A 15,363-nucleotide genomic window follows, 5' to 3' on the forward strand; every position below is an offset into this window, starting at 1 on the left:
AGCACCCTTGCCCTCACAGGACCGCCCCCGCGAGCAGCACCATCGGCAGCGAACCGAGCCACACCGCCGTCGTGATGCCCGACCAGCCGCGGATCGCGGCGACACCGTCGAGTCCGGTGAATCGGGTGACCACCCAGAAATAGGAGTCGTTGAAGTAGCTGAACACCATCGAGCCCGCACAGCAGGCGATGGCGGCGGCCAGCGGTGAGATTCCCAGTCCCGCCACCAACGGCGCGGTCACCGAGGCCGCGGTGATCATGGCGACGGTTCCGGAGCCCTGCGCGAGCCGAACCAGCGTCGCGATGAGGAACGGAACCAGCACGCCGGGAATGTGCCACGATGCGATCGTCGTGGCCAGCGCGTCTCCGACCCCGGTGTCCCTGAGCACCTGACCGAACGCACCACCGGCACCGGTGATCAGGATGATCAGGCCGGCCGAGGCCGCCGCCTGGGACAGCCATTCCGAGACCTGTCCGCGCGTGGTCCTCCTGGGCAGCAGTACGTAGACGGCGAGCACGATGCCGATCAACAGCGCGACGACGGGGTCACCGACGAAGGCGAGCACGCCCACCAGCGCGGTCGGTTCGTACTCGTCGCCGCTGAGCACGCCCTGCGCGTTGCGGTCGACGGCTGTCGCGACGGTGTTCACGACGATCAGCAACAACGGCACGAGCAGCGGCAGGAAGGCGACCCACGCCTTCATCCGCCGCGGTGGCTCCTCTGGTGTTTCCTCGACCGGGGAGTCGGCGGAGCCGGAAGAACCGGCCGGGACGGTTTCCCCGGTGCGGGTCGCCGCGGTGCCGTAGACCTCCTCGCGCACGGCCGGCGCGAGTTGTCCTTCGAGTTTCGGGCCTATCCACTTCGCGTAGATCACCACGACGGGAATGAGTGGAAGAACGACGACGAGACCGGCCAGGATCATCCCGCCCACGTTGGTTTCCAGGATTCCGGCGACGCCGAGCGGTCCGGGAGTCGGCGGAACAAGGTGGTGGGTGAGCGTCATGCCGCAACCGAGCGCGAGCGCGAGCGTCACGTAACCGGAGCCCTTGCGCCTGGCGATCGACCTCGCGAGCGGGTTCATGATCACGTAGCCGGAGTCGCAGAAGACGGGAATCGAGACGAGCGCTCCGGTGCCCGTCATGGCCCACGGTTCCTTGCCCTTGCCGAGCGCTCTGACGAACGCCCGCGCGAGTGCGTCGGCCGCGCCCGAGACTTCGAGGATCTTGCCGATCCCGACCCCGAGTCCGATGACGATGCCGATGGCTCCCATCGTCGAGCCGAAGCCCTCGATGATGGAGTCGAGAACGCCGGTAACCGGTGCTCCCGCGACGAAACCGGTCAGCAGCGCGGCGATGAGCAACGCGATGAACGCGTCGAGCCGGGTGCGCAGCACGACGAAGACAATCGCGCCGATTCCGAGGACGAGCGCAGCCAGCAACTGAAGATCCACAGTGATCCTCCCTGTCCTGGTGAGCGAAGTGGCCATCATGCCTCGCCCAACATGCTCACAACAAGCACTTTTGAGGAAAAAGTTGAGCAGTTTGAGCAACTAGACGACGCGAGTGCATCGCCGAGAGTGACGCACACCAGCGTGGTGGCGAGTTCAGTCGGATTGCCACCCGCGCGGACGCCGCGGTCGTAGCGGCTTTCGCGAGCGGAATTCTCACCGTGCGTTCGCGGTCGTCACCCATGGTTTCCGACATACTCCCGGCCGATCACGGCAAGACTTTTCCAATATCCGAATATCTTTTCGGAGTGACCCTGAACACATATGGTGGTGCCCTGTTCCGGCGAGGCGAGGGAGGACCGCGTTGTCGTTCACCCAAGAATCCGTTCTGCGCGAGACCGAGGGCCTGACGATTCCCGTTCTGTTGCGGCGCAACGCGACGGAGTTCGGCGATCTCCCCGCGCTCAGCTCGCTCGACTCGGAGAGCACACCGACACTTACGTGGAGTCAGTTGCGTTCGGAGGTCGCGGCGGTGTCGAGGGGCCTCGCCGAACTCGGGCTGCGCGCGGGCCAGCGAATGATCATCATGGCGACGAGCAGGCCAGAACATTTCATCGCCGATCTCGCCGCCACGAATCTCGCCGCGATTCCGTGCACCGCGTATTCGACGCTGTCCAGCGACCAGATCGCCTTCGTCGTCAACCACAGCGCGGCACCGATCGCCGTACTCGGCGGCGAAGAGGAGTTGCGGCGCTGGGCTCCCATTCTCGACGAGCTGCCCAACCTCGAACACGTCGTCGTGCTCGACGCCGCCGCGGTGCCTTCCGGCGACCCGCGCTTCATCAGCCTCGCCGATCTGCGTGACCGCGGCGCGGCGCTGCACGCGGAAAAACCGGAGACGTTCGAGCAGGCGACCGACGAGATCAAGCCGGAAGACCCGCTTTCCATGATCTACACCTCCGGCACCACGGGAGTGCCGAAGGGAGTCGTGCTCTCCCACCGCAACGCCATCCACGAGGCGATCGCCGTGCATTCCCGGCATGGCACGCCGATGCATTCCACGAACGTCGCCTATCTCCCGCTCGCGCACATCGCCGAGCGGGAGATCTCGATCTACATGCCCATCGTGTACGCCGGACACGTGCACACGCTGGCCGATCCGTCCGGCATCGTCGGCGCGCTCGGCAAGGTGCGGCCGGACGGGCTGTTCGGGGTTCCCCGGGTGTGGGAGAAAATGGCCGCAGGCTTGAAGAACATGGCGCAGGGCCTTCCAGAAGAACGAAGGGAAGCGCTGCTCGGCGCCAACGAGCTGCTGCGGAAGGGCTACCAGCTTCGCTCCGAGGGCAAGGAGGTTCCTGCCGAACTCGCGGAACGGATAGCCGAGACCGACAAGACCGTGATGGCACCCGTCAGACAGCTGCTCGGGCTCGACAACCTGGCCCTCGCGTCGAGCGGCGCCGCGGCGCTCCCGCTTGAGGTGCTCCAGTTCATCGCGGGGCTCGGCATCGAGATCCAGGAAGTGTGGGGGCTTTCGGAGACCACCGGCGCCGCCACGATCAACACCGCGGAGGCGTTCAAAGCAGGCACGGTGGGAAGGCCGGTCGCCGACGTCGAGGTGAAGGTCGGCGAGGACGGGGAACTGTTCGTCAGAGGCCCGATCGTCTTCCTCGGCTACCTCAACGACGACGGCGCGATCGAACCGGCCACCGACTCGGAGGGCTGGTTCGCGACGGGCGACATCGGCACGATCGACGACGACGGCTTCGTCAGTATCACCGACCGCAAGAAGGAACTGATCATCACCGCCGGTGGCAAGAACATCGCGCCGACCAGAGTGGAGGGCCTGCTCAAGGAAAATCAGCTGATCGGGCAAGCGGTGGCGATCGGCGACGACCGCCCCTACCTCACGGCATTGATCGTGCTGGACGACGAGATCGCGCCCGCCTGGGCCGCGGCGCGGGGCATCGAGGCGAGTGACGTCGCGGAGCTGGCCCGGCACCCCGGAGTTCTCGCGGAACTCGAAGGAGCCGTCCAGGCCGCGAACGAACGGCTCGGCAAAGTCGAGCAGATCAAGCGATACCACGTACTGGCGACGCCGTGGAGCCCGGAAAGCGGTGAACTGACCCCGACGCTGAAACTCAAACGCAGGGTGATCACCGAGAGGTATGCCCCGGACATCGAGCGCCTTTACGACGCCTGACCTCGCCGAGTCGCTACGCGCTGCGCAAGGGCGTGGACGCTCCTTCCGTCCACTTGCGCAGTCGTGGCGGCACGCGCTTCTCCAGTCCGTACGGTTCGAGGTGAGCGCCGAACACCTCGTCGAATGCCCTCTGCACGCTGTCGGAATCCCACACTTGTCGTTCGAGGATCGGCGACTTGAGGTAGGGCTGGCCGACGATGTGCAACTGCGGCCCGTTGCACCGGATCAACTGCCCCGTTATGCCGTGAGCCCCGTCGCCGAGCAGGAACAGCACCAGCGGGGCGATACGGGAAGGGGTCCGGTCGGGCGGGCAGTTGCGCAGGGACCGCTCCGACTTCCACACCATCCTGGTGTGCGCGAGCGGGCACACCGCGTTGACCCTGATCCCCACCTCCTCCATGTCGAGCGCCCAGGAATAGGTGAGTGAGGCGACGGCTCCCTTGCTCGCGGCATAGCTGGCCAGCTTGCGCTGCCCCAGCGAGGCGCCGGAGGAGATGTTGACGATCGAGCCGCCCTTTCCGTGCTCGATCATGGCCTGTGCCGCGGCCATGCCGGTGTAGATGGTGCCGAGCACATTGGTTTCGATCAGCTCGCGAACGCGACCGGGATCGTCCTGCCACGACACCGTCTCGTAGTTCAGCCCCGCGTTGTTGACGAGCCCTTCGATGGAGCCGAACTCCGCCACACACAGGTCGACGATCGCCTTCGCCTGCTCTGGATCGGCGACGCTGTGCCCGCTGGCGACCGCCCTTCCGCCGTGCGCTCTGATGTTGCGCGCGGTCCGTTCCGCGAGATCGGCATCGACGTCGTTCACCACGACCGCGGCACCCGCTTGCGCCGCGTGTACGGCGAACGCCTCGCCAAGCCCCCTCGCCGCGCCTGTCACCACCACGGCTTTCCCGTCGAGGAACTCGTTCATCTGTCTTCTCCCACCGCCGACTCCGACATCTACGCGGTTCGCCCCGCTCAAGCCAGCCTTGAGTTCAGTGTTCGGCACATGCGACTTCCCGGCTGTGCAAGCTCGCCGAACGGCGGTTTCACTGCGCCGAACGAGTGAGCGGTGATCGGTCCCGGCAAACTCTCCGACGTATGTGAACATGTCTCACGAAACGCCCCGGCAAAGGCAACCACTCTCCGTGGCCCCGTACTTTGGTCTGCGGACAGATGGACGAAGGGACACGGCCGTTAGTCCGATCCGGGCAACGTTGTCTGTTCGCCTCCGTGTAATCGAGGGCATACTTAACGTCGTCATGAACCATGGCAGGCAGTAATCGAATCATTACAGGGTGACCAAGAGGTGGGTACTACGACAGCGCCGCGGATGAGCGCCGCGATCCGCAATCCCGAGTTCCGGGCGCTGTGGGTTGCCGAAGCGCAGTCCGTCCTCGGCGACCACCTCACGACGGTGGCACTCGCGATCATGGTCTACGACCGCACCGGCTCCGCGCTGTGGGCGGCCATCGTCTACGCCCTCACCTTTCTCCCCGCGCTGGCCGGTGGGCTGGGGCTGTCACAGATCGCCGACCGCTACCCGAGGCGCACGGTGCTCGTCGTCGCGGCGACGATTCAGGCAGGGCTCGTCGCGCTCATGGCGATTCCGGGAACACCGCTCGCACTGCTGTGTGTGCTCGTCGTGTTCGTCAGACTCGTCGGCGCGCCCGTCAACGCCGCGCAGAACGCACTGACCCGAGAAGTCTTCACCGACGACGAGCTCTACCTGCGCAGCCAGGATCTGCGAGGGATCACGTCCAACATCGCGATCCTCGTCGGGCTCGGTGGTGGCGGCCTGCTCGTCACGGCCGTAGGCCCCTCGTGGGCACTCGCGCTCGACGCGGTCAGCTTCCTCGTCGCCGCGCTCGTCGTCAGATTGCTCGTCCGCAGGCGCCCCGCGGCGGGCGCTCCCGACGACGCGTGGTTCGGCGCCGTCCAATGGGTCTTCGGTCAGCGCAGGCTCAGAGTGCTGCTCGCGTTCTCGTGGCTCGTCGGGCTCGCCGTCATCCCGGAAGGACTCGCGGCACCGCTCGCCCACCAGATCGGCGCCGCCGATCAGGCCGTCGGCTGGTTGCTCGCGGCAGACCCCGTCGGCTTCATCATCGGCACCTTCATCCTCTCCCGCTTCGTCTCGGCGGAAAACCGGCGCAGGGTCATGGGCGCGCTCGCGACGGCCGCCTCGGCGTTCCTCATCGCGTTCGCGATAGAGCCGAGTCTGCCGGTCGCACTGGTGCTGTTGGCACTCGCCGGTGCGGCGGGTGCATACATCATCACCGTGGGCGCAACGTTCATCACCTGGGTGCCCAACGAGTTACGCGGCGGAGCGGGCGGTGTCTACCGCACCGGATTGCGGGTGGCGCAGGGCATCGGCGTCGCGCTGGGCGGAGTCCTCGCGGATCTGGTCGGGTCGGCGACCACCGCGATCGCGATAGCCGGTATCGCGGGCGTCGTGTGCACGATCCCGGTCGCATTGTCGTGGACCAAGGTTCGCACCGCACAGGAAACTGCCACTCCGGGGCTCGCATGAACGGGCGCGGCGGGAACGAAAGAAGAATATTCCGCTTAAATCAGAAGTCACGGTCGGACACTGCCGACACCTCCTGGTCGCGATTAATCAGAAATGACTGGGTGTATACAGAATGACAGCGCGTACTCAGAAATCGCGGTCGGTCACTTTACTACTCCTCTGGCATCAGGGGGACAGTGGTCTCAGGGAGCGACTGACTCAGAAGTCACGGTCCGACACGGGAAACCTCCTTCGGTGGCGCTGATGAATAGGACTGTGACAACGGCTCAGAAATCACGGTCAGCCACGAGGCACCTCCACGACGAACGCAATCAACCAACACTTGTTTGTTCTAGATCAGAAGTTACGGCCAGACAAGAGGTGAACACCTCCGATCGCTTTCCGGCCGATGTGTCGGGCAACCTTACACACCGGGCCCGGCGTCCTCGCCTACACGAAAGTTCTGGCGCGGTGAGATGATACCCCGTGCGAGAGGAAAGACCTCTCGCACGCGAACGGCCGGTGGCCGGCTTGGCAAGGGAACTACAGAGCTGCTGGAGGTTCGGCGAGTGCCGCTGACGCCACACGGCCGACCGCCACCGTCGTCTCCCGCCCCTGGTGGGACGGCACATCACGGCGCCGAAGCCCCCGAGGAACGCCCCGAGAATTCGCGGCGGGACGACAGCACGACAGCAGGGGGTGAGCCCGTGAACGCGACGAGACGTCACCCGAGACACCCCCGCGACTGGGCGTTGTGGCGCAGGCCGAAAAGTTTCATCGCCTTCCTGCTCACCATGGAAGCGTTGTCGCTCATCGGGTTTACCCTTGCCTTCGCGAGGTCGTCGACACCCACCGCGACCGACTGGATGCGATTTGCCATCCTCGCCGCCGGCGCGACAGTCCATATCCAACTAACCCGGCGCCAGGAAGAACGAAGGCGTAACCGCACCAAGACCGTTCTCATCGACCTCATCGCGGTATGGGTCTTCCCCGCGATTCTCGTTCTACCAGCGCCACTGGTCGTCTTGCTCGTGCTGCTCACCCGCGTTCAACGGTGGTTCACCGCGCGCAGGCCAGCACACAACTTCGTGTTTTCAGCGATTTCCCACAGTCTGGCCGCCGCACTCGCGCAAATGACGTATGTCTCACTGGGACCGCACGACTGGCTTTCGTTGAGTGGCTGGGGATCGCTCCGCGAATTCGGCTTCATTCTGCTCGCCGCGATTGTCTATGAAGGCGTACAGGTCGTGTACGTCGGCGGGATTCTCACGCTGTCCTCGCCCGACCCGACCGTGCGGACCGTTCTGGGAAGCAAGGCGGACAACCTGCTTGAGGCGATCACGACGGGCCTCGGCGCGATCACCGCCGTCCTGCTTGTCACGATGCCGCCGACCGTGGCGATCATGGCCGTCGTCACCGTCGTGTTCAACCGGCTCGCCGAACTCGACCAATTGCAGGACGACGTCGTCACCGATTCGAAAACCGGTCTGCTCAACATGCGGGGCTGGTCCGAATCCGCGGAGCGGGCACTGAGCAGGGTGGGCAGAGCCGACGGCAATCTCGCCATGCTGATGATCGACCTCGACCACTTCAAGTGGATCAACGACACCTTCGGCCATCCGGCTGGCGACGACGTGCTCATCTCGGTCGCCAAGGTGCTCGGTGAGGTCACGCGGCCCGCGGACATCGTCGGCAGATTCGGCGGCGAGGAATTCCTCGTACTGCTGCCCGACGCCGACGCGGCGGCAGCGGAGATGGCCGCGGAACGCATGCGCGACACCATCGCGAAACTGCACATCGACACCACCGACAAGCGCGGAGAGGAAACCACCATCACCGAAAGGACGACCTCGATCGGCGTCGCCGTCTATCCGCGACACGCCAGCACCCTCCAGGGCCTTGTCCAGGCCGCCGACGCCGCCGTCTACGAAGCGAAAGAACACGGACGCAACCAAGTGCGCTTCGCGCCGTCTTTGAACCAGTAGCCTTGGCACGAACCCGAACATCGGGGGTTACCCCGATGTTCCTTCCCCCGCACGCTGACACCCTGGAGACCATGACCGCGGCGACCGAGGAGAATGCCGCGCCCGCGGCCAGACGTGGGCGCGGCATTCTCGGCACATCGGGATGGGTCGCGCTACTCGTGCTCGTGGTGACCGCGTTCGGTTTCGTGGCTTCCCGTTCGGAGCCCGCGGCCTACACCGGCCCGCGCGACGACGACGTCGTCGCGGCACAGCGCGCCGTCGACGCCCTGCTCACCCCTGGGCCTCGTCCAGAGGCGCTCTCCTTGCTTCCCTCCGACTTCACCTCGGTCACCGGCGTTGAACCAGGCCAGTCCGCCGCGATGGACGGCACGGTAAGGGCTGTCCACGTCGACGGCGGGTGCTCGACCCCATGGGGCGACGACGACACCCGATGGGATTTCGGCACTCCGTGCCGCGCGCACGACCTCGGTTACGACCTGCTGCGGTACGCGGAAAAGAAAGGACAGCCGCTCCCCCCGGAGACGAGGCGAGCGCTTGACGACCGGCTCTCCGCCGACATGCATGCCACGTGCGCGATCAACCCCCGGGATTCCGAGGGCATGTGCGAGACGGTCGCCGACCTCTACTCGGCTGGGATCGTCGTGAACTCGTGGCACCAGCGATGGGGTCCTCCGGTCGGCGAACCGATCGTGCCGATACTCGCAGGCGTCGCGGTCATCGGTTTCCTGCTGTCGTTCCGGCTGCGCGGCTGGCTGTTGCTGCGAAGGAGCAGACCACGTCCCGCACCGGCGCCGAAGGCCGCGCCGGTGCCAGGCCGCAGGTGGACGTTGCTCGGGGTCGCCAGTATCTCGCTGCTCGTACTCGGCGAATCCGCCGTGGCGCTCGCGAAGTGGGCCGGTGCGAGTGAAAGCTGGCTCTGGCCGTTCACCTGGCTGGCGCAACTCGCCTTCGTCTTCTTCTTCGCGGGCGGGCACGCCAACTCGGCGGGCTGGCTCGCCGTCGTGCGCTCCGGCGGTGGCTATCGCGAATACCTCGTGCACAGGGCGAGCTGGTTACTGCGGCTCACCATGGTGTTCGCCGTCGTGGCCTTCGCGGTGCCGACGGCTCTCGAACTGCTCAAGATCCCCTCGGGCACAACGGAAACCGTCATCAGGATCGCGCTCCATCCACTGTGGCTACTCGGCGTCTACGTACTCGCCACGGCCGCGACTCCCGCATTGCTCGCCGTGCACAGGAAAGCGCCGGTATCCGGACTTTTCGGCTTGTTCGGTCTGCTGGTCGTCGCCGAGATCGGTGCGATCCGCACCGGCTCGCACGTGCTCGGCGCCGTCGCGGGCCTCGGCCTCGCGCTACTGGCGCAACAGTTGGCCTTCGCCAACGCCGACCGGGTCCGCATGCGCAGGTGGGCGTTGGCCGCCGTCGCGGCGATGGGCACCGCGGGTCTCGTCACCGGAGTCGCGCTCGGCGCCTTCCCACTGACCATGCTCGGCGCGCCGGACGCCTCACCAACGCTGGCAGGTCCGACGCTCCCCGTCCTTTTGCTCGGCATCGTCCAGCTCAGCCTGCTCGGTCTCGTGCGAGAACCACTGTCCGCGCTGGCGAGAACACCCTTCATGCTGCGGGTCGCGGCTTTCGCCTCACGGGCTCCGATGACCCTGTACCTGATCTTCCTCGCGGCCATGCTGCTGCTGGTCGCACTGGTCTACCTGCCGGCCCGGCTCGGTGACGGCGCGGCCTGGTTGCTGCGCCCGCAGCCGTTGCTCGCGCTGGCGTTGCTCGCGGTTCCGGCCGCCGCGGTCTTCTGGTGGTTCGAACGACACCTCGGTCACCACCCGCCCTCGCCGCCGACCGGGCCCGGGCACTCGGGAAGGTTCGACAAGACGCTCGCCTACGCGGCGACGGCCGCGGGCATCGGGTTCGCCACCATCGGCGTTTTCGGATTCGCCCTCACCACATTCGGTGGCTCCCAGGACTCGATCCTCACCGGCGTCGCGCTCGATCCCATTCAGAGCCTGGTGCATCTGCTGCTGGGGATGTCCCTGTTGCACACGGTACGAACGGGTGCGAGCAACGCTCCCAGCACCTGGCTACTCACCGCTGTCGCTTCCGTACCGCCGTTACTTTCCGCAACCAGCGGGTCCTCGGTGGACGCGATCGGCCTGAGCGTTCACGGCGTCACGGCGGTCCTGGCCATTGGCTTGGTGCTGGCTACGGCCTGGACGACGCGCATGACTACCCGCTACGCCACGTGATCGCCATTCCACTGCCGGGTGGTACCCACCATTGCCACCAAACTGTGTGGCACCCTACGACAACCTGGGTCCCCATCAGGACGTCACAGTAAAAGGACCTGATAACTCGTCTGCGAAAGGAGCCGTTGGCGTGGACTACCCGCCGCGGAATTCTCCGCGTGGCCGTGGTCCCGAGAGGCCGTGGCAGGACCCAGCCAACGCAGGCAGACCCGGTCCACCACCTCCCGGAAGGCAGGGGCAGCCACCCCGCAGGGCCAATCCGTCCGGCGGCCCTCCCTCAGGGAACCGGCGGCCACCGCCGCAGCGCCCCGGCGGAAGCAGCGGCGGCGGACCCCCTCGTCCTCCGGCACGCAAGCGCCCACCTCCCCCTCCGCCACCACGCAAACGCAGGATGCGCGGAGCGAAGATCGCGCTGGCACTGGTCTCAGCGCTGGTGATGAGCCTTACCGGTTACGCCTGGGCCGCGATGCAGGGACTCGTCAGCGGGCTGACGGTCGCCGACGTCATCGGCGAACACGGCGGCGGCGAGAAGCCGGCGGACGGCGCCCGCGACATCCTGCTCGTCGGCATGGACAGCAGGACCGACGCGCAGGGCAACCCGCTGTCGGAAGAGATGCTGGCCAAGCTCAAAGCGGGCGTCTCGGACGGCGAACTCAACACCGACACGCTGATCTTCGTGCACATTCCCAACGACGGCAGCAAGGCGGTGGCCATCTCACTGCCGCGAGACTCCTACGTCGAGATTCCGGGATACGGCGAGCACAAGATCAACTCCGCGTACGCGCGCGCCAAGTTCGCCGCGATGGACCGGCTCAAGCAAGAGGGCCTCACCGACCAGAGGGAGCTCGAAGTCCAGAGCAACCAGGAAGGCGCCAAGACCCTCATCGCGACGGTCGAGAAGCTCACCGGGTCCACAATCGACAACTACGCCTCGATCAACCTGCTCGGTTTCTACGACATCACCAGGGCGATCGGCGGTGTCGACGTCTGCCTCAACGAGGCGGTCGACGATCATTACTCCGGCGCGGATTTCCAGGCAGGCCAACAAACCATCAGCGGATTCGACGCGCTCGCGTTCGTCCGCCAGCGGCACGGTCTGCTTCGCGGCGACCTAGACCGCGTTGTGCGGCAACAGGTCTTCATGGCCGGTCTCGCCCGCAAGGTCCTTTCCGCCGGAACGCTCACCGATCCGGCGAAGCTCAACAGCCTTGTCGACGCCATCCAGAAGTCCGTCGTCGTCAACAAGGGCTGGGACCTGCTCGGATTCGCCCAGCAGATGCGGGGACTCAGCGGCGGTCAGATCGAGTTCCGCACCATCCCCGTCGTCGACCCCGAGTACGACACGCCCGAGGACGGTCAGGCCATCCAGGTCGACCCCGCCGAGGTACGCGAGTTCGTGCAAGGGCTCTCCGGCGCACCGGAGAAGGAGACGCCTTCGGCTCCGGCCGCCGAGCCGGGTGAGGTGACGGTGGACGTGCTCAACGGCTCCAACATCACCGGTCTGGCAGGCACGATCTCTGAGAAGGCCGCCACGGCGGGATACTTGCAGGGCGAGGTGGACAACGCCTCGGCGAGGTCGACGAGCGTCATCGAGGTTCCTGAGGGGCAACGGGCGACCGGCGACGAGGTGGCCAAGGCCGTCGGCGGCGACATCTCGGTGCAGGAGAACGCCGAGGTACCCACAGGGCACGTGCGGGTCCTGCTCGGCCCCGACTATTCGGACACGTCTGGGCAAGGTGAGGCGGAGCCCGCGATGCAGCCGGACAACCTCGCCGGAGCCCAGCAGCCCCGGCAGCCTGCCGAGGACGAGGCACCCGCGATCACCGCCGACGGAGTCACCTGCGTCAACTGAGCCCCAAGGTGGCCGGGTGAGCCCATCCAGCCCCTTTTGCTACTCCATTCGGGGTACTTCGGGACTTTCGGAGGAGTTTTCTTCCCAACCCGCGTAAGCGGAGGGCACTTCGGGCCTTTCACTGCCGTGAAGAACGTATGCACTGTGCCGGCGCAGCCGGTGCACGGCATCCCACGCGGTGCGAGCAGGGGACCTGGAGTGCTGATCGACGCGGACGCATACCAGCGCGTACTCGGAGAAGAACTACGCAAGCTCCGCAAGAAACGAGGATGGACGCGCAAAGAACTCAACCAGCGGTTGCAGAGCGACATCTCGCTGCAAACACTCGCCACCTACGAGCTGGGCACGCGGCAATGCTCGGTGGTGCGGCTCGTCGAGTTGTGCGTCGCGATGGACGAGCTCCCGCAGAATCTGCTGGCCAGGGTCCACAGGAGAGTGTTCTCCGAAGAGCCGGGCAGGGTCAGGTTGAATCTGGCGAAGATAGTCGCCGATGAGCAGCCCGAATTGCTGCCACTGCGCCGATGGGCGACGGGGAGGCTGGCGCAGTCTCCCGGCCAGGAGGTGCAGCTCGACGTCTCGGCTTTGGACTGGATGGCGCAGTTGTGCGGATTGCGGACCCAGGACCTCATGGACCGGTTGCGAAGACTCTCCAGCCTCGGCGTATGACGGGCCGTGGTGGCCCGGACCGCGAGTCCCGCACCCAGGACGGCGAGATCCGCGCTCGGCCGCGCGAGATCCCCATCCGTGCCGTCGAGATCCGCGCTCGGCGGGATTCGCGGCTCCGGGCACCCTGACGGCCACGGCCGTTGTCACGCCAGTTCACACCGACTCCACAATGGCCGGTGACAGCCGCGCCGCGACCGATACCGCTTTCGCGGCTACCGCGTGAGTTGGAAGTCGCTGCCGCGCAGCTTCCTCGTCCGCATCCAGTACCGCCAGGTGAAGCCGGGCCAGATCGTGCGGTTGACCCCTTTGGCGTCGAGGTACCAACTCGTGCAGCCGCCCTTCGTCCAGATGCCGTCGGCCAGCTTGCGCTGGATGTCGGCGTTGAACCGGTCCTGCACCTCGGCTCTGACGTCGATGGCCTCGGCATCGCGCGAATCGGCGAACCTGATCGCCTCGACGATGTAGCGGATCTGCTGCTCGATCATGAATACGACGGAGTTGTGCCCCAGTCCCGTGTTGGGCCCCAGCAGGAAGAAGAGGTTGGGAAACCCGTTGACGGTGATTCCGAGATGGGTCTGCATTCCTTCGGCGGCCCACAGCTTTCCCAGGTTCACGCCGTCGACACCGGTGATGTCGAGGTGCTCGAAGGCGTCGGTGACGTGAAATCCGGTACCGAAAATGATCGCATCGACCTCGCGCTCGACACCGTCCGAATCGACGACGCTGTGTTCTTTCACCTCCGAGATCCCTTCGCTGATCACGGAAACGTTGTCCCGATTCAGCGCCGGGTAGTAGTCGTTGGAGATCAGGACACGCTTGCACCCGAGTACGTAGTCGGGAGTGACCTTCCTGCGAAGTTGCCGGTCCTTGACGTTCTTGTCGATGTTGCGTTTGGCGATCTTCTGCGCCAGCCGCATGAGCCCCGGTTTACCGTTGAACCCGACGGCCCGCACCTCAAGTATCCAGTAAAGCAGGTGGCGATAAGCCCGTTGCGCCAAGGGAATCCTGGCGAAAACCCGTCGTGCCCATTCGGGCATCGAGTAGTCCGGTTTGGGCATGATCCATGGCGGCGTTCGCTGGAAGATGTTCAGTTCGGTGACGTCGTCCGCGATCTTCGGCACGAATTGAACCGCACTGGCACCGGTACCGACGACGGCGACCTTCTTGCCGGCGAGTTCGAAGTCGTGATCCCACTGCGCCGAGTGGAACGTCGCACCCTGAAACCGTTCTATGCCGGGAAGTTCGGGAACGTGCGGGATGTGCAGCGCCCCGATTCCCGACATCAGGAACCGGCACACGAACTCGTCCCCCGCCGCCGTCGTGATGAACCAGCGGTTGACATCGGCGTCCCATCGCGCCGCGGTCACATTTTGTCCGAAGTGGACAGACCGATAGAGGTCGTACTTCCTCGCGACACCACGCATGTACTCGTAGATCTCAGGCTGCGGCGAGAACGAACGTGACCAACCGGGATTCTGCTCGAACGAGAACGAGTACATGTGCGACTGGATGTCGCAGGCACAGCCAGGATAGGTGTTGTCCCGCCAGGTGCCGCCGACGTCATCCGCCTTCTCCAGAATGACGAAGTCGTCGCGCCCTTCCTTGCGGAGTTGGATCGCCATGCCGAGCCCGGAGAACCCGGTACCGACAATCACGACCTCCGCTTCGGTGCGGTTGCCCATGTGGAAGCCTCCATGCCGCCAGTTCCTGTTACCCGAAGTCCATCTTACTGGGAGTAGGTTACTTCCGGTAGAGTGGATTTCGTGGATACGACCGCCGAGTCTCGACCTCGCCGCAAGCGCATGCCCAGGGCACAGCGAGAGCGACAGATGATCGAGGTCGCGGAGACCGTCTTTTCGGAGCGCGGATACACGGCGGCCTCGATGGACGAAATCGCCGAACGGGTCGGCGTATCGAAGCCGATGCTCTACGAGTACTTCCATTCAAAGGAAGGGCTCCTGCTCGCGTGCATCAGAGACGCGAGAGCCGCCCTGCGCGACACCACGAAACGCAGCGTCGCCGACGCGAGCACGGCGGAAGATGCGATGCGCAGGGGCCTGCACGCCTTTTTCGTCTTCATCAGGGAGCGCAGGCAGGCGTGGTCGCTGTTGCGGCACGAGATGACGCTGATCGGCACGTCGGCGGCCGAGGAGATCGAGGCGACCCGCCAGCAGCAAACCGACCTCATCGCGACACTGATGAGCGGATACTTCGACGACTCGGACCCCATGCGGATCGCCGCGGCGGCGGAGTTCGTCGTCGGCGGATGTGAGCGACTCGCCATCCTGTGCGAACGTCACGAAGGACTGACACCCGATACGGTCACCGAGTACGCAATGGGCTTGCTTTGGGGCGGACTGAAACACAGCGCAAGCCAGTAATTGACAGCCCGAGATCGGGCGGTAACTCAATGTGGTGACACACTGAGAGTGTTATCACGCTCAGTAGTACATGACGCATTGTC

10 protein-coding genes are annotated in these 15,363 nt (G+C 65.5%); 7 read left to right on the forward strand and 3 right to left on the reverse strand.

What is annotated here, in order from left to right; all coding sequences use genetic code 11:
- Positions 1–13 precede the first annotated feature (13 nt).
- On the reverse strand, positions 14–1,450 hold the full coding sequence (locus BAY61_RS25210; RefSeq protein ID WP_211323603.1) for a GntP family permease: 1,437 nt from the start codon (positions 1,448–1,450) through the stop codon (positions 14–16).
- A 361-nt stretch (positions 1,451–1,811) separates the two neighbouring features.
- Between BAY61_RS25210 and BAY61_RS25215 the strand changes: the two genes are divergently transcribed.
- Positions 1,812–3,647: an AMP-dependent synthetase/ligase gene (locus BAY61_RS25215; RefSeq protein WP_091806968.1), complete on the forward strand. Its 1,836-nt coding sequence runs from the start codon at positions 1,812–1,814 to the stop codon at positions 3,645–3,647.
- 13 nt (positions 3,648–3,660) lie between these two features.
- Here BAY61_RS25215 and BAY61_RS25220 read toward each other — a convergent pair whose 3' ends face one another.
- Positions 3,661–4,566 carry an SDR family NAD(P)-dependent oxidoreductase gene (locus BAY61_RS25220; RefSeq protein ID WP_091806966.1) on the reverse strand — a complete coding sequence of 302 codons (906 nt, stop codon included), beginning with the start codon at positions 4,564–4,566 and terminating at the stop codon, positions 3,661–3,663.
- Positions 4,567–4,968: 402 nt separating this feature from the next.
- On the opposite strand from BAY61_RS25220, the gene BAY61_RS25225 reads away from it, so the two are divergent.
- The 5 genes from BAY61_RS25225 to BAY61_RS25245 all read left to right on the forward strand — a co-directional run bounded on the left by BAY61_RS25225 (position 4,969) and on the right by BAY61_RS25245 (position 12,899).
- Complete coding sequence (locus BAY61_RS25225; RefSeq protein WP_091806964.1) at positions 4,969–6,165, forward strand: MFS transporter; 1,197 nt, start codon at positions 4,969–4,971, stop codon at positions 6,163–6,165.
- A gap of 773 nt (positions 6,166–6,938) precedes the next feature.
- Positions 6,939–8,129 (forward strand): GGDEF domain-containing protein, encoded by a 1,191-nt coding sequence (locus BAY61_RS25230; protein ID WP_091807465.1) that lies wholly within the window; start codon positions 6,939–6,941, stop codon positions 8,127–8,129.
- Between the two features lie 71 nt (positions 8,130–8,200).
- On the forward strand, positions 8,201–10,381 hold the full coding sequence (locus tag BAY61_RS25235; protein WP_091807463.1) for a phospholipase A2: 2,181 nt from the start codon (positions 8,201–8,203) through the stop codon (positions 10,379–10,381).
- Positions 10,382–10,772: 391 nt separating this feature from the next.
- On the forward strand, positions 10,773–12,233 hold the full coding sequence (locus BAY61_RS25240; protein ID WP_091806962.1) for an LCP family protein: 1,461 nt from the start codon (positions 10,773–10,775) through the stop codon (positions 12,231–12,233).
- A gap of 198 nt (positions 12,234–12,431) precedes the next feature.
- Positions 12,432–12,899 (forward strand): helix-turn-helix domain-containing protein, encoded by a 468-nt coding sequence (locus BAY61_RS25245; protein ID WP_091807461.1) that lies wholly within the window; start codon positions 12,432–12,434, stop codon positions 12,897–12,899.
- A 212-nt stretch (positions 12,900–13,111) separates the two neighbouring features.
- On the opposite strand, the gene BAY61_RS25250 is transcribed toward BAY61_RS25245, so the two are convergent.
- A complete protein-coding gene (locus BAY61_RS25250; protein WP_091806960.1) occupies positions 13,112–14,581 on the reverse strand; it encodes a flavin-containing monooxygenase in 1,470 nt (489 codons plus the stop codon).
- A gap of 120 nt (positions 14,582–14,701) precedes the next feature.
- Between BAY61_RS25250 and BAY61_RS25255 the strand changes: the two genes are divergently transcribed.
- A complete protein-coding gene (locus tag BAY61_RS25255; RefSeq protein ID WP_091806958.1) occupies positions 14,702–15,280 on the forward strand; it encodes a TetR/AcrR family transcriptional regulator in 579 nt (192 codons plus the stop codon).
- Positions 15,281–15,363 lie beyond the last annotated feature (83 nt).

The sequence above is a fragment of the Prauserella marina genome (genome assembly GCF_002240355.1).
Taxonomy (GTDB): domain Bacteria; phylum Actinomycetota; class Actinomycetes; order Mycobacteriales; family Pseudonocardiaceae; genus Prauserella_A; species Prauserella_A marina.